Below are 19,885 nucleotides of genomic sequence, written 5' to 3'. Positions count from 1 at the left end.
GCTTAATCCACCCAGACGCGAGCGTTACGGAACATGCGCAACCATGGCGCATCTTCGTTCCACTCTTCAGGACGCCACGAGTTTTGCACGGCACGGAAAACACGCTCCGGGTGCGGCATCATGATGGTCACGCGACCGTCACGGCTGGTCAGACCGGTAATCCCGCGCGGCGAACCGTTCGGGTTGGCCGGGTAGCTTTCAGTGACTTTGCCGTGGTTATCGACGAAACGCAGCGCTACTGCGCCGGACAGGTCCGCTTGCAACATGGCTTCTTCACTGGCGAATTCAGCATGACCTTCGCCGTGCGCAATGGCGATTGGCATGCGCGACCCGGCCATGCCTTGCAGGAAGATCGAGTTCGACTCCTGCACCTGCACCATGGCTACACGGGCTTCGAACTGCTCGGAGCGGTTACGCACAAAGTGCGGCCACAACTCGCTGCCCGGAATCAGCTCACTGAGGTTGGACATCATCTGGCAACCGTTGCACACACCCAGCGAGAAGCTGTCGGAGCGCTCGAAGAAGCTCTGGAACGCATCCCGCGCACGGGTGTTGAACAGCGCGGACTTGGCCCAGCCTTCACCGGCACCCAGCACGTCGCCGTAAGAGAAGCCACCGCAGGCCACCATGCCTTTGAATTCGTTCAGGTCGACACGACCAGCCAGAATGTCGCTCATGTGCACGTCAATGGCGTTGAAACCGGCCCGGTCAAACGCTGCCGCCATTTCAACCTGACCGTTGACGCCCTGTTCACGCAGAACCGCCACTTGCGGGCGAATGCCTTTCTTGATGTAAGGCGCGCTGATGTTGTGGTTGACGTCAAAGCCGAGCTTGACCGTCAGGCCCGGGTTGTCTTCTTCCAGCAGCACGTCGAATTCCTGATCGGCGCACTCGGCGTTATCACGCAGGCGCTGGATCTGGTAGCTGGTTTCTGCCCACTGACGTTGCAAAGCACCACGCTGGCCTTCGAAAACAGTTTCGCCCTTGAGGCTGATGGTGACTTCGCTGTTGTTCAGCGGCTGGCCGATCACGGCCACACATTCACCCAAGCCAGCAACGCTGAACTGAGCCAGTACTTCGGCCGTCGCATCCTGACGCACCTGAATCACTGCGCCCAGCTCTTCGTTGAACAGGATGGCCGGGATTTCACTGACGTTTTGCGTCAGGCAATCGAGGGTCAGGCTCAAGCCACAATGACCGGCGAACGCCATTTCCAGCACGCTGGTCATCAGGCCGCCGTCGGAACGGTCGTGGTAAGCCAGCAAATGGCCGTCGGCATTGAGGCCCTGAATCACGGCAAAGAAGGCTTTGAGGTCTTCGGCGTCGTCGACATCTGGCGCCTGCTTGCCCAGCTTGCCGTAGGTTTGCGCCAGGATGGACGCGCCCATGCGGTTCTGGCCACGGCCCAGGTCGATCAGGATCAAATCCGTCAGGCCTTTGTCCATGCGCAATTCGGGGGTCAGCGTCTGGCGGATATCCACCACTGGGGCAAATCCGGTAACAACCAGCGACAGCGGCGAGGTGACGCTTTTCTCGGTACCGTCTTCGTTCCAGCGGGTTTGCATCGACATGGAGTCTTTGCCGACCGGAATGGTAATGCCCAGCTCAGGGCACAATTCCATCCCGACAGCCTTAACGGTGTCGAACAGACGGGCGTCTTCACCCGGGTGGCCGGCGGCAGACATCCAGTTGGCCGACATTTTGATGTCGGACAGCTTGCCAATTCGCGACGCTGCGATGTTGGTCAGGGTCTCGCCGATGGCCATGCGGCCCGAAGCTGGCGCATCCAGCAGTGCAAGCGGTGTGCGCTCGCCCATGGCCATGGCTTCGCCGGTGTAGACGTCAAAACTGGTGGCGGTGACGGCCACGTCAGCCACCGGCACTTGCCATGGGCCAACCATTTGATCGCGAGCCACCAGACCGGTAATGGTGCGGTCGCCAATGGTGATCAGGAAGCTCTTGCTGGCTACCGCCGGGTGATGCAGAACGCGCTCGACGCACTCGCCGATGCTCAGTGTAGCCGGGTCGAAATCATCGCCCAGCTCCTGCTCGCGCACTGCCGAACGGTGCATGCGGGGCGCTTTGCCCAGCAGTACTTCAAGCGGCATGTCCACCGGGTTGTTGCCGAAGTGGCTGTCGGTCACAGTCAGTTGCGGCTCGGCCGTGGCTTCACCAACAACGGCAAACGGGCAACGCTCGCGCTCGCAAATGGCCTGGAAGCGTTCGAAGTCCTCAACGCCCACCGCCAGCACGTAACGTTCCTGTGACTCGTTGCTCCAGATTTCGTGCGGGGCCATGCCCGGCTCGTCGTTCGGAATGTTGCGCAGTTCGAAACGGCCACCGCGGTCGCCGTCGTTCACCAGCTCCGGGAACGCGTTGGACAGACCGCCCGCGCCCACGTCATGGATGAAACTGATCGGGTTCTTGTCACCCAACTGCCAGCAACGGTCGATGACTTCCTGACAGCGGCGTTCCATTTCCGGGTTTTCGCGCTGTACCGAAGCGAAGTCCAGGTCAGCCGAGCTTGCGCCCGTGGCCATGGAAGAGGCGGCACCGCCACCCAGGCCAATCAGCATGGCCGGACCGCCCAGCACGATCAGCTTGGAGCCGACAGTGATTTCGCCTTTTTGAACGTGTTCGGCGCGGATGTTGCCCATGCCGCCCGCGAGCATGATCGGTTTGTGATAACCGCGCACTTCGTCGCCGTGGGGCGTGCTGATCGATTGCTCAAATGTACGGAAGTAGCCGGTCAGCGCAGGACGGCCGAATTCGTTGTTGAACGCAGCGCCGCCCAGCGGGCCTTCGATCATGATGTCCAGCGCGTTGACGATGCGCTCCGGCTTGCCGTACGGCACTTCCCACGGCTGTTCAAAGCCAGGGATTTGCAGGTTGGATACGGTAAACCCGGTGAGGCCGGCCTTTGGCTTGGCGCCACGGCCGGTAGCGCCTTCATCGCGAATCTCGCCGCCGGAACCGGTGGCTGCACCCGGGAACGGGGCAATGGCTGTTGGGTGGTTGTGCGTCTCGACTTTCATCAAGATGTGCACCGGCTCCTGCACCGCACCGTACTGACGGGTGTCAGGGTTCGGGAAGAAGCGCCCGGCCACGCTACCGACAATCACCGACGCGTTGTCTTTATAAGCTGACAGCACACCTTCGCTGTGCATCACGTAGGTGTTTTTGATCATGCCAAACAGGCTTTTTTCCTGACTTTGGCCGTCGATGTCCCAACTGGCGTTGAAAATCTTGTGGCGGCAATGCTCGGAGTTGGCTTGGGCAAACATCATCAGTTCGATGTCATGCGGGTTGCGGCCCAGACCGTTGAACGCATTGACCAAGTAATCAATTTCGTCTTCTGCCAGTGCCAGGCCCAACTCGACGTTGGCCTTCTCCAGCGCAGCACGCCCGCCACCCAGCACGTCAATCGCTGTCAGCGGCTTGGGTTCGGCATGGCTGAACAGACCGGCAGCCTGCTCCAGGTTGCCCAGCACGATTTGCGTCATGCGGTCGTGCAATGCATCGGCAATCAGCTGCGCGTCGGCGTCGCTCAATTGACCGGCTACATAGAAGGCAATGCCGCGCTCCAGGCGCTGGATCTTGGCCAGGCCACAGTTACGGGCAATATCGCTGGCCTTGCTCGACCAGGGCGAGATGGTGCCAAACCGCGGCAACACCAGGAACAGTCGGCCACTCGGCTCTTGAACCGGCACACTTGGACCGTACTTGAGGAGACGAGCCAGTACCAGTTGCTCGTCGCTGGTCAATTCGCCTTTAACATCGGCGAAGTGGGCGAATTCAGCGTACAAACCGCTGACAGCTGGAACCTTTTGGCTCAGTTGTGCGAGAAGTTTGTTGTGGCGAAAGGCAGAAAGGGCAGGAGCGCCGCGCAGGATCAACATCTTCGGGACAGCCTCGGGAGGGGTGTGCTTTGAGGCCCGGCATTCTAACGTAAACCGTTGGCCTCGGCACCCGAAACGGCACACCAAGCGCACGCCAAACGTCGTTAATCGATCAGGGCCTTATTCTTTGTGGCTATCAGCGCGCTGACGGCTGGTCGATTTAGCTCTTTGAACGGCCTGCAAAGCCCCATTTCACAAGGGTTTGGGCGGTTTTGGGAGTTGTTATCAGAATGGCTACATATTGTCGAGATATGGCACCCGCCCTGCTTTGCGTATACTGCGCGCATGTTTTCTTTATCAGCAATCCGCCCGCGCTGCGCCAAATGGCTCTTCGCAACCGGACTCTTCCTGATGCTCGGTGCCTGCGTTGAAAAACCCAGCACTCTTGAGCGTGTAAAGGAGGACGGGGTACTGCGGGTGATTACTCGTAACAGCCCGGCCACTTATTTTGAAGACCGCAATGGCGAAACCGGCTTTGAATACGAGTTGGTCAAACGCTTTGCCGACGACTTGGGTGTCGAACTCAAAATCGAGACCGCCGACAATCTGGACGACATGTTTAACCAGTTGGGCCAGCCTGACGGCCCTGTGCTGGCTGCTGCCGGACTGGTCAGCAGCGAGAATCGCCTCAAACAAGCCAAGTTTTCCCACCCCTACCTCGAAGTGACGCCACAGATCATCTACCGCAACGGGCAGTCGCGCCCGACGTCTGCTGCTGATCTGGTGGGCAAACGCATTACCGTCCTTAAAGGCAGCTCTCACGCAGAACAGCTCGCCGAACTGAAGAAACAATACCCCGGCATTGAGTACGACGAATCCGACGCCGTGGAAGTGGTCGACCTTTTGCGCATGGTCGATGAGGGGCAAATCGACCTGACCCTGGTGGACTCCAACGAAGTGGCCATGAACCAGGTGTACTTCCCCAACGTACGCGTCGCGTTTGATCTGGGTGACGCCCGCAGCCAGCGCTGGGCAGTGATGGCTGGCGAAGACAACAGCCTGCTGAACGAGATCAATGCTTACCTCGACAAAGTCGAAAAGAACGGCACGCTGCAACGCCTCAAGGACCGATATTACGGCCATGTGGACGTACTGGGCTATGTCGGTGCCTACACCTTCGCCCAGCACTTGCAGCAGCGACTGCCCAAGTATGAGAAGTTTTTCAAGGACGCTGCCAAGAAAGAAGGCATCGACTGGCGTCTACTGGCAGCGATGGGCTATCAGGAATCCCTCTGGCAACCGACTGTGACCTCAAAAACCGGTGTTCGGGGGCTGATGATGTTGACGCAGAACACCGCACAGGCCATGGGTGTAGCCAATCGACTGGATGCAAAACAAAGCATTCAGGGCGGCGCCAAGTACCTGGCACTGATCAAAAGCGAGCTGGACGATGACATCCAGGAGCCGGATCGCACCTGGTTTGCCCTGGCAGCCTACAACGTGGGCGGTGGGCACCTCGAAGACGCACGCAAGCTGGCCAAGAAAGAAGGCTTGAATCCGAACAAGTGGCTGGACGTTAAAAAAATGCTGCCTCGCCTTGCGCAGAAGCAGTGGTACAGCAAAACCCGCTATGGCTACGCCCGCGGCGGCGAACCGGTGCACTTTGTGGCCAACATCCGTCGTTACTACGACATCCTGACATGGGCCACGCAGCCACAGCTTGAAGGCGACCAGGCAGCCGACAGCAAACTGCACATTCCCGGCATTGATAAAACCAAGCCAAAAGAAGAACCCCAGTTGTAACTGCGATTCTTCATCGCTGTCGCAATTCGAGGCTTCGATCGCTTACCCAGCGATCGAGCCTGCACGCATTGCGCACACTACCTTACTTGAAAACGCTCACGCTCTCAGTGCTTGGCGGCGGCCACGATCAACGCTTTCATTTCCGAGACGGCTGACTTGAAGCCTACGAACAAAGCATGTGCCACCAACGCATGACCGATGTTCAGCTCATTGATGCCTTTGATTGCGGCCACGGCCTCAACGTTGTGGTAATGCAAACCGTGACCGGCGTTGACGATCAGCCCTTGAGCCAGGCCACAGGCCACACCTTGCGCTACCCGCTGCAGTTCTTGCGCCACGTCGGTGGGGGTTTGCGCATCGGCATAACGACCGGTGTGCAATTCAATCGCCGGTGCACCGACGCGTCTCGACGCCTCGATCTGACGCTCATCGGCATCGATAAACAGTGACACCTCACAGCCAATCCGACTCAGGCGCTCAACCGCAGATTTGATCCGGGCTTCCTGCCCCGCCACGTCCAGCCCACCCTCAGTGGTCAGTTCCTGACGGGTTTCAGGCACCAGACAGATGTGCGCCGGACGAATGCGCTCGGCAAACGCCATCATTTCTTCGGTCACGCCCATCTCGAAATTCATGCGGGTTTGCAGCACATCCTTGAGCAATAACACGTCACGCTCTTGAATGTGACGACGGTCCTCACGCAGGTGCACGGTGATGCCATCGGCGCCCGCTTCTTCAGCGTCCAGCGCGGCCTTGACCGGATCAGGGTAACGCGTGCCCCGAGCCTGACGCAGCGTGGCTACGTGGTCGATATTCACGCCGAGAAGGATGCGATTGCTTTGGGTCACGAGGGCTCTCCTGAAGAGTTGAAGATTCGGCGCACAGCATACCGGTCTATTCAGGGCTTGCGAAACAACTCACGGCTGGCCAGCGGCTTGCCCGCCAAATGAACGGCCAACGCCTGGCGCATCAAACGTTTGGCCGCCGACAATGCACCCGCCGTGGTCCAGTCAGCCTGCGCCATGGCCTGCAACTCAGCGCCGTGAAACAACCCCGGCTGCACCAGGTAAATACGCTCCAGCCCGGCATCGACCTGCAAACGGTACATGCCGTCGCTGGCTATCGGCGCGCCATGAATGTCCTGTGAAAGCGAAAAGCCGTAGCCCAAATCATCCAGCAAGCGCCATTCGAAGGCCCGCAGCAAGGGTTCCAGCGGTCGACCTTCAGCCAATGCCAGCAGGGTCGCTGCATAGTGATCAAAGACCGCAGGGTGCGGATCTTCAGCCGGCAGCAAGCGCACCAACAGCTCATTAAGGTAAAGACCGCTGAACAGCGCTTCGCCATTGAGCCAGGTGGAGACCCCGGCGCTCTCCATGCGCCCGACATTTTTCAGCTCGCCGCGCCCGCGAAATTCGATTTCCAAAGGGACAAAAGGTCGCGCCAGAGAACCGGCCTTACCCCGTGCACTGCGCAGCACTGCCCGCAAACGACCTTGCGGCGTGATGAAATCCACCAGCGCGCTGGTTTCACGGTAGGGTCGACTGTGCAGGACGTAGGCAAGCTGTGCGGCGGGGGGGGAACTGGACATGGCAGGCACGCCTCTGTGAAAACGAAAAGCGCCCTCACCTTGCCCCTTGGGGAAGAGGGACTGGAAGTAAAAGCACATCTGCGCAGCACTGCTGCTCCCCCCGCTCCTGCAGGAAAGGGGGGAATGAAAAGCTGCCGTTACAGGTCGCCGTAGCCCAACGAACGCAGGGCGCGCTCGTCATCGGACCAGCCACCCTTCACTTTCACCCACAGGTTAAGCATGATTTTGGAGTCGAACAGCAGCTCCATGTCCTTGCGCGCCTCAGTACCGATACGCTTGATGCGTTCGCCCTTGTCGCCAATGATGATTTTCTTCTGGCCGTCACGCTCCACCAGAATCAAGGCATGAATATGCAAGGTTTTACCTTGCTGCTTGAATTCTTCGATCTCAACGGTGATCTGGTACGGCAGCTCTGCCCCCATCTGACGCATGATCTTTTCACGCACCAGCTCGGCAGCCAGGAAGCGGCTGCTGCGGTCGGTGATCTGATCTTCGGGGAAGAAATGTTCGTTTTCCGGCAGGTGGTCGGCAATCACACGCTCAAGCGCGTCAAGGTTGTGGCCATGCTGGGCGGAGATCGGGATGATTTGCGCGTTGGGCAGTTGCTCCTGCAACCAGCTCAGGTGCGGCATCATCTCGGCCTTGTCCTCGATGCGATCGGTCTTGTTCAACGCCACGATCAACGGGCCGGTCACGTACTGCACGCGCTCCAGCACCATCTGGTCTTCATCGGTCCACTTGGTGCGGTCCACGACAAAGATCACCACGTCGACGTCTTTCAACGCTGCCGAAGCGGTTTTGTTCATGTAGCGGTTCAGGGCTTTCTCGCCACCCTTGTGCATCCCCGGCGTGTCCACGTAGACCGCTTGCACATTGCCTTCGGTTTTAATGCCGAGCATGTTGTGTCGGGTGGTTTGCGGCTTGCGCGAAGTGATCGCCAGCTTTTGGCCGAGGATATGGTTCAGCAGCGTGGATTTACCCACGTTTGGTCGGCCAACAATGGCGACATAGCCACAGCGTGTTGCAGTTGAATCAGTCATGGCCATTCTCCACGCCAAGGGCAATCAGTGCTGCAGCGGCCGCTACCTGTTCGGCAATGCGACGGCTCACACCCTGACCCCGGCTTTTTTCATTCAATAAGGCAATTTCGCACTCTACAAAGAAAGTGCGGCAATGCGGTTCGCCCTGGATATCCACCACTTCATAACGCGGCAGCTCACAGGCACGCGACTGCAGGAACTCTTGCAGTCGGGTTTTCGGGTCTTTGTTGGTGTCGACCAGGGTCAACGTCTCGAACTCGCTGGCCAGCCAGGCCAGTACGCGGTCACGGGCCACTTCCATGCCTGCATCCAGGTAGATGGCGCCGATCAGTGCTTCAAGGGCATCAGCCAGAATCGACTCGCGGCGGAACCCGCCGCTTTTCAGCTCACCCGAGCCCAGACGCAGGTACTCGCCCAACTCAAAGCCACGGGCCAGTACGGCGAGGGTTTCGCCTTTGACCAGACGCGCACGTAAACGCGACAGCTGGCCTTCGCGCGCCAGTGGGAAGCGATCAAACAGCGCTTCACCGGCTACAAAATTGAGGATGGCATCACCGAGAAACTCAAGACGCTCGTTATTGCGCCCCGCGAAGCTGCGGTGTGTGAGGGCCAGAACCATCAGTTCCTGGTCCTTGAAGGTGTAACCGAGCTGCTGCTCTAAACGACTTAATGAAAAACTCACGATTTACCCACGCTGAGTTCGTGGCCGAATGTCACCACCGGACCGATATTAGGGATCAGTGATGCTCGTTTATCGCATAGCAAATGGACGGGGAACAGGCTGTTCGCCGCCGTCACACTTAACGCTTTGTTCAAATCCACATCCTGAATACTGTTGCCGCCCTGCCTGACGCTGCACGGCGGTTGTAAGAACCGTCAGACGGCCGATTTATTCGGACACCTGAAAAGCATTCGGCGCTGTTATTAACAGCGCCGTCTTGGCTACTTGATCAGACCCACTCGCGAGAAGTTCGGCAAGTGGCTCGTTTTCGGTTCGGGCCAGCTCATCCAAACAGCGAAAGCCTTACCGACGATATTTTTGTCGGGGACCATGCCCAACTCGTCCTTGGGAATGTTCGGATCATCCCAGTAACGGCTGTCGTTCGAATTGTCGCGGTTGTCGCCCATCATGAAGTAATGCCCGGCCGGAACCGTCCATTCATGATCGGGCGGTGTGCGGTAGCGGCTCATTTCCTTGCGGATCATGTGCTCCACTTCGCCCAGCTTCTCTTTGTACAATTGTGCGCTGCCCAGTGTATTGGGCTCAGCACCCACCAGTTGCTCGGCAACCAGCTGATCGTTGACGTACAGCTTTTTGTCACTGGTATAACGGATCTTGTCGCCCGGCAGGCCCACTACACGTTTGATGTAGTTGACTGTCGGATCGCTCGGGTAGCGAAAGACCATGACATCGCCACGCTTCGGATCACCCACCTCGATGATTTTCTTGTCGATCACCGGCAAGCGGATCCCGTAAGAAAACTTGTTCACCAAAATGAAGTCGCCCACATCCAGCGTTGGTTTCATGGAACCGGACGGGATCTGGAACGGCTCAACCAGAAACGAACGCAGCACCAGCACGATGAACAACACCGGGAAAAACGACTTGCCGTATTCGACCAGCAGCGGTTCCTTGTTGAGCTTCTCGATGACCTGCATATCGGCCGGCTTGACGCTGGCCTGATAGTTGGCAATGGCCTTGCGCCGGCGCGGGGCCAGGAAGACCAGATCGAGCAGCGCCAGCAAACCGCAGACGGCTACAGCAATGACCAGCAACAGCGGGAAATTTAGTGACATAGGACCTAACTATCCAACCTGAGCACTGCAAGGAAGGCTTCTTGTGGAATTTCCACGTTACCCACTTGCTTCATGCGTTTTTTACCGGCCTTTTGCTTTTCCAACAGCTTGCGCTTACGGCTAACGTCACCACCGTAGCATTTGGCCAGTACGTTCTTTCTGAGTGCCTTGACAGTGGTTCGCGCCACAATCTGTCCGCCAATAGCGGCCTGGATTGCAACATCGAACATCTGACGCGGAATCAGTTCTTTCATTTTTTCGGTCAGTGCACGCCCTTTGTAGTGAGCGTTGTCACGGTGAACGATCAAGGCCAGCGCATCGACCTTCTCACCGTTGATCAGCACGTCGAGCTTCACCAGGTTGGCAGACTGGTAACGGTCAAAGTGGTAATCGAGCGAAGCATAGCCGCGACTGGTGGATTTGAGACGGTCGAAGAAGTCCAGAACCACTTCGTTCATCGGCAAATCGTAGGTCACTTGTACCTGTGTACTCAGGAACAGCATGTCGTGTTGAACGCCACGCTTCTCAATGCACAGGGTAATGACGTTGCCCAGGTGCTCTTGAGGCACAAGAATGTTGGCACGCACGATAGGCTCGCGCATGTCTTCAATCATGGACAGGTCAGGGAGCTTGGACGGGTTGTCGACGTAAATCGTTTCACCGGTCTTGAGCAGCAACTCGAAAATAACTGTGGGCGCGGTGGTGATCAGGTCCAGGTCGTACTCGCGCTCCAGGCGCTCCTGAATGATCTCCATGTGCAGCATGCCGAGGAAGCCACAACGGAAGCCGAAGCCCAAGGCGTCGGAGCTTTCAGGGGTGTATTGCAGCGACGAGTCGTTAAGCGTGAGCTTTTGCAGCGCATCACGGAAGTCTTCGAAGTCGTCGGAGCTGACCGGGAACAGACCGGCGTACACCTGCGGCTGAATGCGCTTGAAACCTGGCAGAACGTCTACATCCGGGGTGGAACTCAAGGTCAGGGTGTCGCCCACTGGGGCACCGTGAATGTCCTTGATACCCGCGATGATGAAGCCCACTTCACCGGCTTTGAGGTCGGCTGTCGCCGTGTGTTTCGGGTTGAATACACCGACGCTGTCCACCAGGTGGATCTTGCCGGTGGACTTGACCAGAATCTTGTCGCCCTTTTTCACGCGGCCATGGCGCACGCGAACCAGGGACACAACGCCCAGGTAGTTGTCGAACCAGGAGTCGATGATCAACGCTTGCAGCGGATCTTCGATGTTGCCGGTCGGCGCAGGAATGGTGTGTACCAGACGCTCAAGCACTTCATCGACGCCCAGGCCGGTCTTGGCACTGCACGTCACGGCATCAGTCGCATCGATACCGATGATTTTCTCGATTTCTTCCTTAACCCGATCAGGATCGGCTTGCGGCAGGTCGATCTTGTTCAGTACCGGCATGACCTCAAGGCCCTGCTCGATGGCGGTGTAACAGTTGGCAACGGACTGGGCCTCTACGCCCTGCCCCGCATCGACCACCAGCAAGGCACCTTCACAGGCCGCCAGCGAACGGCTGACTTCATAGGTGAAGTCAACGTGGCCGGGGGTGTCAATGAAGTTCAACTGATAGGTATTACCGTCTTTTGCCTTGTAATACAGAGTAACGCTGTGGGCCTTGATGGTGATCCCGCGCTCACGCTCGAGGTCCATGGAGTCCAGCACCTGGGCTTCCATTTCACGGGCAGTCAGGCCGCCGCACATCTGAATGAAACGATCGGCCAGCGTCGACTTGCCATGGTCAATGTGGGCGATGATGGAGAAATTGCGGATATGACTCAAATCACTCACGGGTCAACACTCAAAAAAAGTCGCAGGCAGACTGCCCGCCGAAAAATAGCCGGGAATTGTACCTGTGATCGCGACGAGCGTCACGTTTACAGGCCAATGCTCCCCCACAAAAAAGCCCCTGTCGCGGGACAGAGGCTTTTGGTTCGAGCTTTACAGGTCGATCAACCCGCCCGTCGCAACAACCAGACGCCCGCCAGCGCGCAAATGAGGGCTGGCAAAATCACCGCAAACAGCGGGGAGAAGCCAAACACCAGGCTGGACGGCCCCAGCAGGTCTTGCGCGATCTTGAACGTGAAGCCCACCAGCACACCGGTAAACACACGCTGCCCGAGGGTAACCGAGCGCAACGGTCCAAAAATGAAGGAAATCGCCATCAACACCAGGGCTGCGGTGACCAGCGGTTGCAACACTTTGACCCAAAATGCCAGCCAGTAACGGCCGTTGTTCAAGCCCTGATCTTTCAGGTAATGGATATAACTCCACAGACCACTGATCGACAGCGATTCAGGCGCCATCACCACGGTATTAAGCAATTGCGGGCTTAGCGCCACGTCCCAGCGCTCGACCGGAGCGCTGACCACTTCGGTGCTGCGATCATGAAACAGCGTGGTCGTGACCTCCGAAAGCTGCCAATGATCTTTGTCAAACTCGGCTTTTTTGGCAAAGCTCGACGACAACATGTGACGTTCGTCATCAAAGCGGTAGCGCGTCACACCAAACAACGTGCCATTGGGCTGCACGGCGTTGATGTGGATGAACTCATCACCCTGACGGTGCCACAGGCCATGCTTGGAGCTTTGCGCATCCCCGCTGCCCAACGCCAGCGCCCGGTTAGCCTGCGCAGTGCTTTCAGTGGCCGGGGCCACGTACTCACCCACCAGCACGCCAGCCACCATCAGCACCAGCATGGGTTTCATCACGGCCCACACGATCCGGCCGATGGACACGCCCGCCGCACGCATGATGGTCAGCTCACTGTTGCTGGCCAGACTGCCCAGCCCGATGAGGCAGCCGATCAGCGCCGCCATCGGCAACATTTCATACATGCGCCGGGGCGCCGTCAGCAGGACATAACTCAAGACATCCATGACGGTATAGCTGTCACTGATGTTGCCCGTCTCGTCGATGAACGCGAACAGCGACGCCAGCCCCAGAATAATGCCCAGCACAGCCAGGATCGCCAAAAAGACGCTGCTACCAATGTAGCGGTCGAGCTTACCCACGCGTCATCTCCTTCACGCTACGGCGACTAGCCAGCTTCAAGCGCAGCGGCTCCCAGTACAGCAACAACAGGCCAACGGCCAGGAACAGCAGGTGCACCCACCACAGCCCGAGTGTCGGCGACAGCTTGCCTTTTTCCAGGGCGCCGCGCGCCGAAATCAGAATGGTCAGGTAAGCCATATAAAGAAGAATCGCCGGTAACAGCTTGAGGAAGCGGCCCTGACGCGGGTTCACGCGTGACAGTGGTACAGCAATCAGGGTCACGACAAACACCAGCAGCGGCAATGAAATACGCCATTGCAGCTCGGCAATTGCACGCGGTTCGGGGTTGCCGATCAGGTCAAGGGTCGGAATTGCGTCGCGGTCAGTTACTTCGTCACTGGCATCCGGCTTGGGCAGCAGCACGCCATACGTGTCGTATTTGATCGCGCGGTAGTCGGCCAGACCCGGGTTACCGTCATAGCGGTAGCCATTATTGAGAATCAGCCAGCGACTGCCATCGGGACGGACTTCCTGATGGCCTGTTTCTGCAACCAGCACCGAGATGCTGCGATCCTTGGCGTCCTGACCAAGGCTCTTTTGCGAGATGAACACGCCCGAGAGGTTGGTGCGGTCGTTGGTCAGCTCTTCGGTATAGGTCACGCGCGAACCGTCACTCAATGCCTGAAAGCGGCCTGGCACCAGCGTGTCGAACTCGGTCAGGGCGTCTTGTTTGTTCAGCAGCAACTGAAACTGATTCGCCCCCTGCGGCGCCAGGCTCAGGCTCAGCCAGGCCACAATCAGCGCCACGAAGGCCGCGGGGATCATGGTCATGCCCAACAGACGCTGCTGGCTCATGCCCGTTGCCGAGAGCACGGTCATTTCGCTTTCGAGGTAGAGACGCCCATAGGCCAGCAAAATGCCGAGAAACAGCCCCAACGGCAGAATCAACTGCATGAAGCCCGGCAGACGGAAGCCCATGATCAGGAACAGGGAACCCGGATCCAGAGCGCCAGAAGCAGCCTGCGCCAGGTACTTGATGAAACGCCCGCTCATGATGATGACCAGCAGCACAGCGCTGACAGCGCTCAATGTAAGCAGGACTTCGCGGGACAAATAACGGAAGACGATCAAACCAGACACTCCAGGGTCGTCAGGCTAAGGCGGCCAAACAAGCGGCATTACCAGTTGGCCAGGCATTCATCATAGATGAGCCGGGCCGACTAAAAAGATGGCGCATTATCCTGTGAATGACCCCGCCTGTCACTGCGCTTGCTAACCCAAGGTTACAAAGCAGCAATTGCAGACCATGCAAGGGTTGTCAGCCGCGACCGACGGGGTTCAAACTGCCCGCCTTGACGCAGGCCCGCTTAGACAGGTGAAGCGTTTCATCCATAGGCACTCAAACCCACGCGTTTGTGCGCACGTTGACCATTTGATTCAGGGACCCGGACATGGAACTGGTTGTAAAAAGCGTTAGCCCAGAAACGTTGAAAACGGCCACGCTCGTGGTCGCCGTCGGCGAAGGCCGCAAGCTCGGCCCGACCGCCAAGGCCCTCGACGAACTCACCGGCGGCGCGATCAGCGCAGTCCTCAAACGCGGCGACCTCGCCGGCAAGACCGGTCAAAGCCTGTTGCTGCACAGCCTGCCTAACATCAAGGCCGAGCGCGTGCTGCTCGTAGGCACAGGTAAAGACGAAGTACTGGGCGACCGCCCCTTCCGCAAAATCATCAGCGGCGCCCTGAACGTCCTCAAAGGCCTGGGCGGCAGCGATGCGGTCTTCGCCCTCGACGAACTGGTGGTCAAGGACCGCGACAGCTACGGCAAGACCCGCTTGCTGGCAGAAACCTTGGCAGACGGCGAATACACCTTCGACCGTTTCAAAAGCCAGAAAGCCGAACCCCGCGCACTGAAAAAAATCACCCTGCTGACCATCAAGGCCGCACAGGCCGAAGTGCAACTGGCGGTGACCCACGCACTGGCCATTGCAGCCGGCATGTCCTTCACCCGTGATCTGGGCAACCTGCCGCCAAACATCTGCCACCCGACATTCCTGGCGGAACAGGCCAAGAACCTGGGTAAAACCTTTAAGGGCCTGAAGGTCGAGATTCTCGACGAGAAGAAAATCAAGGACCTGGGCATGGGTGCGTTCTACGCGGTCGGCCAGGGCAGCGACCAGCCGCCCCGCCTGATTGTGATGAACTACGCGGGCGGCAAGAAATCCGAGAAGCCGTTTGTGCTGGTGGGCAAAGGCATCACCTTCGACACCGGCGGCATCAGCCTCAAGCCGGGCGCGGGCATGGACGAAATGAAATACGACATGGGCGGCGCTGCCAGCGTTTTCGGCACCCTGCGCGCTGTACTCGAACTGAAACTGCCGATCAACCTGGTGTGCATTCTGGCGTGCGCCGAAAACATGCCGAGCGGCGGCGCGGCCCGTCCGGGCGATATCGTGACCACCATGAGCGGTCAAACCGTTGAAATCCTCAACACCGACGCCGAAGGCCGCCTGGTGCTGTGTGATGCGCTGACCTATGCCGAGCGCTTTAAACCGCAGGCAGTGATCGACATCGCCACCCTGACGGGCGCCTGCATGGTAGCGCTCGGCGCACACACCTCGGGCCTGATGGGCAACAACGATGAACTGATCGAGCAACTGCTGGACGCGGGCAAGCAAGCCGATGACCGTGCATGGCCACTGCCGCTGTTCGACGAATACCAGGAGCAGCTGGACAGCCCGTTCGCCGACATGGCCAACATTGGCGGCCCGAAAGCCGGTGCAATCACCGCAGGCTGCTTCCTGTCCCGTTTTGCCAAGGCGTACAACTGGGCTCACCTGGACATCGCAGGCACGGCCTGGGTCAGCGGCGGCAAAGACAAAGGTGCCAGCGGCCGCCCCGTGCCCTTGCTGACGCAATACCTGCTGGATCGCGCCAACGCTTGACACTGTTGATCGCAGGCTGCGTCGCGCAAGGGCGGCGCAGCCCCGATTCAGGAACCGCAATGACCTCTGAAAAAACCAAAATCGACTTTTATATCCTGCCCAGCGCAGACCCGGCGGCGCGACTGGATTTCGCCTGCAAACTCACTGAAAAGGCCTGGCGTCTCGGGCATCGGATCTACCTGCACTGCAGCGACTCCGCTCAGCGCGAAGACCTCGACCAACGCCTGTGGCGCTTTAAAGGCGAGAGTTTTGTGCCCCACAGTAACGCCGAAGACGAACCTGATGGCGTGATCGTCATGGGCATCGCCGATGCGCCTGCCGGCCATCAAGACCTGCTGATCAATCTGGACGTGAAAGTCCCCGAATCCTTCAAGCATTTCGCCCGTGTGGCGGAAGTTGTGGTCGAAGACCCCGCCGTTCGACTGGCTGCACGGGAGAGTTTCCGTTTCTACCGTGAACAGGGCTATCCTCTGCAAGACCACAAGTTACAACGACTCTGAGCACACGATGGACACCCCAAATACGCCGAAAAAAGCTGCACACCTGCTCGATGATCTTGAGTCTATTCGCCAACTGCTGGATGACGAAGGCCTGCAACCGCCACTGCTGACCGAGATGGTGGGTGAACAGGGTGCGCAGATCCCCTTGCTGGACGAGGTCATTGAACACACACCGGTCCCCCAGCCAGCAGCCCACCCCGCACCTGCCAGTACACCTGCCGCCGATAAAGCCCCCGACGCCCTGTTGGTCCATCTGGACCGCGAACTGCGCACCGCCGCGCAAGCAATCATGCAAGACGTCATCAACGACTACGCCCCACACATCGAATCCGAAATCAAACGTCGCCTCGACGCACACATGGAGCGCCTGATCAGCCAGCATCAAAACTGATGCCCGATCCCTGATCGCGCGATGACCTGTATTCACCGCGCACAACTCGCCCTATGCGTCCCGCCCCGCTATACTTGCCGGCTTTCCTGAATTAATGCCAATAGGGTCCCGCCGCGCATGGATAAGACCTACCAGCCGCACGCCATCGAAACTTCCTGGTACAAAACCTGGGAAGAAGAAAACTATTTTGCCCCGCAAGGCGCGGGCGACCCGTACACCATCATGATCCCGCCGCCGAACGTCACCGGCAGCTTGCACATGGGTCACGGTTTCAACAACGCGATCATGGACGCCCTGATCCGTTTCCGCCGCATGCAGGGTCGCAACACCCTGTGGCAGCCGGGCACCGACCACGCCGGTATCGCGACCCAAATGCTGGTGGAGCGCCAAATCGAAGCGCAGGGCCTGAACCGCCACGACCTGGGTCGCGAGAAGTTCCTCGACAAGATCTGGGAGTGGAAAGACCAGTCCGGCGGCAATATCAGCCGTCAAATCCGTCGCCTGGGCTCGTCCGTCGACTGGAGCCGCGAGCGTTTCACCATGGACGACGGCCTGTCCGAAGCCGTGAAAGAAGCGTTCGTGCGCCTGCACGAAGACGGCCTGATCTACCGTGGCAAGCGCCTGGTCAACTGGGACACCAAATTACACACAGCGATTTCCGACCTTGAAGTGGAAAACCACGACGAGAAAGGTTTCCTGTGGAACCTCAAGTACCCGTTGGCCGACGGCGCCAAGACCGCTGAAGGCAACGATTACCTGATCGTTGCGACCACGCGCCCGGAAACCATGCTCGGCGACGCCGCCGTGGCGGTTAACCCGAACGATGAACGCTACCTAGCCCTGATCGGCAAGTTCGTCGAGCTGCCGCTGGTTGGCCGTCGCATCCCGATCATCGCTGACGATTACTGCGACCCTGAATTTGGCACCGGCTGCGTGAAAATCACCCCGGCCCACGATTTCAACGACTACGAAGTCGGCAAGCGTCACAACCTGCCCCTGCTGAACATCTTCGATAAAAACGCCAAGGTCTTGCCCGCCGCTCAAGTGTTCAACCTTGACGGCACACTGAACGAGACCATCGACGGCACCCTGCCAGCCAAATACGCCGGTCTGGACCGTTTTGAAGCGCGCAAGCAGATCGTCGCAGACTTTGACGAGGCCGGCCTGCTGGTCAGCGTTGACGACCACGCCTTGAAAGTTCCGAAGGGCGACCGCTCCGGCACGATTATCGAACCGTGGCTGACCGATCAGTGGTACGTGTCGACCAAACCGCTGGCCGAACCTGCGATCGCCGCAGTTGAAGACGGGCGCATCGCCTTCGTGCCCAAACAGTACGAAAACATGTACTTCTCCTGGATGCGTGACATCCAGGACTGGTGCATCAGCCGTCAGCTGTGGTGGGGCCACCGGATCCCGGCCTGGTACGACGAGTCGGGCAAGGTGTATGTCGGTCGCGACGAAGCCGAAGTCCGAGCCAAAAACAATTTGGGCCCGGACGTTGCGCTGCAACAGGACAACGACGTGCTCGACACCTGGTTCAGCTCGGGCCTGTGGACGTTCTCTACCCTTGGCTGGCCGGAAAAAACCGACGCGCTGAAAACCTTCCACTCGACCGACGTACTGGTCACCGGCTTTGACATCATTTTCTTCTGGGTTGCCCGGATGATCATGCTCACCATGCATTTGGTGAAAAACGAAGACGGCACCCCGCAAGTTCCGTTCAAGACCGTGTACGTTCACGGCCTGGTGCGTGACGGTCAGGGCCAGAAGATGTCCAAGTCCAAAGGCAATGTTCTGGACCCGCTGGACATCATCGACGGTATCGAACTCGAAGACCTGGTGGCCAAACGCACCACCGGCCTGATGCAGCCCAAACTGCTGAAGAAAATCGAGAAGCAGACCCGCGACGAATTCGCTGACGGCATCGCCAGCTACGGCACGGACGCACTGCGCTTCACCTTCTGCTCGCTGGCCTCCACCGGCCGTGACATCAAGTTCGACATGGGCCGCGTCGAAGGCTATCGCAACTTCTGCAACAAGATCTGGAACGCTGCCCGTTACGTGCTGGACAAGGGCGAAGACTGCGGTCAGAACGGCGAAGCCTACGAACTGTCGCTGGCCGATCGCTGGATCATTTCGCAGTTGCAGCGCACCGAAGCCGAAGTAACTCGTCACCTCGACCAGTTCCGCTTCGATCTGGCAGCACAAGCGCTGTATGAGTTCATCTGGAACCAGTATTGCGACTGGTACCTTGAACTGTCCAAGCCGGTACTGTGGGACGAAAATGCGCCGGTTGAACGTCAGCGCGGCACCCGGCGCACGCTGGTTCGGGTACTGGAAGTGGCGCTGCGCCTGGCGCATCCGTTCATGCCGTTCATCACCGAAGAAATCTGGCAGCGCATCGCGCCGCTGGCGGGCGTTGAAGGCAAGACCATCATGCTGCAACCGTGGCCGGTGGCGAACGAAGCGCGCATCGACCAGGCCGCCGAAGATGATATCGAATGGCTCAAGGGCCTAATGCTCGGCGTGCGTAACATCCGTGGCGAAATGAACATCGGTCCCGGCAAACCGTTGCAGCTCTACGTGAAAAACGTCAGTGCCGAAGACCAGCGCCGTCTGGCCGAGAACGATGCCTTGCTGAAAAAGCTGGCTAAACTCGAGTCGATCACCGTGCTGCAAGACGGCGCCGAAGCCCCGCTGTCCGCCACCGCGCTGGTCGGCGAGATGGAAGTGCTGGTGCCAATGGCCGGGTTGATCGACAAAGATGCAGAACTGGCGCGCCTGGACAAGGAAATCCAGCGTTTGCACGGCGAAGTGGCCCGCGTAGGCGGAAAACTCTCCAACGCCGCGTTCGTTGACAAGGCCCCGGCCGAAGTCATCGACAAGGAACGCGCCAAATTGGCCGAAGCCGAACAGGCTTTGAGCAAGTTGGCAGAACAGCACGCGCGGATTTCCAGCCTGTAAACACGCTGCGCAC

Annotated in this window: 14 protein-coding genes; 5 read left to right on the top strand and 9 right to left on the bottom strand. The window is 58.7% G+C overall.

Features of this window, described 5'->3' with window-relative positions; genetic code table 11:
* Nucleotides 1-2: 2 nt before the first annotated feature.
* The gene (purL, locus tag HBN68_RS11305; protein WP_094992490.1) at nt 3-3,899 is read right to left on the bottom strand and encodes a phosphoribosylformylglycinamidine synthase; all 3,897 of its coding nucleotides are present in this window, start codon (nt 3,897-3,899) and stop codon (nt 3-5) included.
* A 285-nt stretch (nt 3,900-4,184) separates the two neighbouring features.
* Between purL and mltF the strand changes: the two genes are divergently transcribed.
* Nucleotides 4,185-5,642, top strand: coding sequence for a membrane-bound lytic murein transglycosylase MltF (gene mltF / locus HBN68_RS11300; protein WP_094992491.1), 1,458 nt, complete (start codon nt 4,185-4,187; stop codon nt 5,640-5,642).
* Nucleotides 5,643-5,746: 104 nt separating this feature from the next.
* On the opposite strand, the gene pdxJ is transcribed toward mltF, so the two are convergent.
* The 8 genes from pdxJ to lptF all read right to left on the bottom strand — a co-directional run bounded on the left by pdxJ (nt 5,747) and on the right by lptF (nt 14,206).
* Nucleotides 5,747-6,490, bottom strand: a complete 744-nt coding sequence (pdxJ, locus tag HBN68_RS11295) for a pyridoxine 5'-phosphate synthase (RefSeq protein ID WP_169964126.1) — start codon at nt 6,488-6,490, stop codon at nt 5,747-5,749.
* A 50-nt stretch (nt 6,491-6,540) separates the two neighbouring features.
* Entirely contained in the window at nt 6,541-7,230 is a 690-nt protein-coding gene (gene recO, locus HBN68_RS11290; RefSeq protein ID WP_094992493.1) for a DNA repair protein RecO, read from the bottom strand.
* 137 nt (nt 7,231-7,367) lie between these two features.
* The gene (gene era / locus HBN68_RS11285) at nt 7,368-8,270 is read right to left on the bottom strand and encodes a GTPase Era (RefSeq protein WP_094992494.1); all 903 of its coding nucleotides are present in this window, start codon (nt 8,268-8,270) and stop codon (nt 7,368-7,370) included.
* A complete protein-coding gene (gene rnc / locus HBN68_RS11280) occupies nt 8,263-8,952 on the bottom strand; it encodes a ribonuclease III (RefSeq protein ID WP_047278350.1) in 690 nt (229 codons plus the stop codon). Before rnc ends, era begins: the two co-directional genes overlap by 8 nt.
* Before the next feature lie 260 nt (nt 8,953-9,212).
* A complete protein-coding gene (gene lepB / locus HBN68_RS11275; RefSeq protein ID WP_094992495.1) occupies nt 9,213-10,067 on the bottom strand; it encodes a signal peptidase I in 855 nt (284 codons plus the stop codon).
* A gap of 5 nt (nt 10,068-10,072) precedes the next feature.
* A complete protein-coding gene (gene lepA, locus HBN68_RS11270; RefSeq protein ID WP_169964124.1) occupies nt 10,073-11,872 on the bottom strand; it encodes a translation elongation factor 4 in 1,800 nt (599 codons plus the stop codon).
* A gap of 161 nt (nt 11,873-12,033) precedes the next feature.
* Nucleotides 12,034-13,095, bottom strand: coding sequence for an LPS export ABC transporter permease LptG (gene lptG / locus HBN68_RS11265; RefSeq protein ID WP_094992497.1), 1,062 nt, complete (start codon nt 13,093-13,095; stop codon nt 12,034-12,036).
* On the bottom strand, nt 13,088-14,206 hold the full coding sequence (gene lptF / locus HBN68_RS11260) for an LPS export ABC transporter permease LptF (RefSeq protein ID WP_094992498.1): 1,119 nt from the start codon (nt 14,204-14,206) through the stop codon (nt 13,088-13,090). Before lptF ends, lptG begins: the two co-directional genes overlap by 8 nt.
* 320 nt (nt 14,207-14,526) lie before the next feature.
* On the opposite strand from lptF, the gene HBN68_RS11255 reads away from it, so the two are divergent.
* The 4 genes from HBN68_RS11255 (at nt 14,527) to HBN68_RS11240 (ending at nt 19,872) form a co-directional block, all read left to right on the top strand.
* Nucleotides 14,527-16,017, top strand: a complete 1,491-nt coding sequence (locus HBN68_RS11255) for a leucyl aminopeptidase (protein ID WP_169964122.1) — start codon at nt 14,527-14,529, stop codon at nt 16,015-16,017.
* Between the two features lie 59 nt (nt 16,018-16,076).
* Complete coding sequence (locus HBN68_RS11250) at nt 16,077-16,517, top strand: DNA polymerase III subunit chi (RefSeq protein WP_094992500.1); 441 nt, start codon at nt 16,077-16,079, stop codon at nt 16,515-16,517.
* Nucleotides 16,518-16,524: 7 nt separating this feature from the next.
* Nucleotides 16,525-16,908: a DNA polymerase III subunit chi gene (locus HBN68_RS11245; protein ID WP_094992501.1), complete on the top strand. Its 384-nt coding sequence runs from the start codon at nt 16,525-16,527 to the stop codon at nt 16,906-16,908.
* Between the two features lie 117 nt (nt 16,909-17,025).
* The gene (locus tag HBN68_RS11240) at nt 17,026-19,872 is read left to right on the top strand and encodes a valine--tRNA ligase (protein WP_169964120.1); all 2,847 of its coding nucleotides are present in this window, start codon (nt 17,026-17,028) and stop codon (nt 19,870-19,872) included.
* Nucleotides 19,873-19,885: the final 13 nt, after the last annotated feature.

The organism is Pseudomonas sp. WS 5078 (assembly GCF_012985745.1).
GTDB lineage: Bacteria > Pseudomonadota > Gammaproteobacteria > Pseudomonadales > Pseudomonadaceae > Aquipseudomonas > Aquipseudomonas lundensis_A.
The sequence above is the reverse complement of the archived record's forward strand: the minus strand, read 5'-3'. Positions and strand labels throughout refer to the sequence as shown.

Excerpts from the sequence above, each read along its gene's own strand:
- mltF (WP_094992491.1), top strand. The coding sequence starts at position 4,185 with ATGTTTTCTTTATCAGCAATCCGCCCGCGCTGCGCCAAATGGCTCTTC.
- lepB (WP_094992495.1), bottom strand. The coding sequence starts at position 10,067 with ATGTCACTAAATTTCCCGCTGTTGCTGGTCATTGCTGTAGCCGTCTGC.
- HBN68_RS11250 (WP_094992500.1), top strand. The coding sequence starts at position 16,077 with ATGACCTCTGAAAAAACCAAAATCGACTTTTATATCCTGCCCAGCGCA.
- HBN68_RS11240 (WP_169964120.1), top strand. The coding sequence starts at position 17,026 with ATGGATAAGACCTACCAGCCGCACGCCATCGAAACTTCCTGGTACAAA.
- purL (WP_094992490.1), bottom strand. The coding sequence starts at position 3,899 with ATGTTGATCCTGCGCGGCGCTCCTGCCCTTTCTGCCTTTCGCCACAAC.
- HBN68_RS11255 (WP_169964122.1), top strand. The coding sequence starts at position 14,527 with ATGGAACTGGTTGTAAAAAGCGTTAGCCCAGAAACGTTGAAAACGGCC.
- recO (WP_094992493.1), bottom strand. The coding sequence starts at position 7,230 with ATGTCCAGTTCCCCCCCCGCCGCACAGCTTGCCTACGTCCTGCACAGT.
- era (WP_094992494.1), bottom strand. The coding sequence starts at position 8,270 with ATGACTGATTCAACTGCAACACGCTGTGGCTATGTCGCCATTGTTGGC.
- HBN68_RS11245 (WP_094992501.1), top strand. The coding sequence starts at position 16,525 with ATGGACACCCCAAATACGCCGAAAAAAGCTGCACACCTGCTCGATGAT.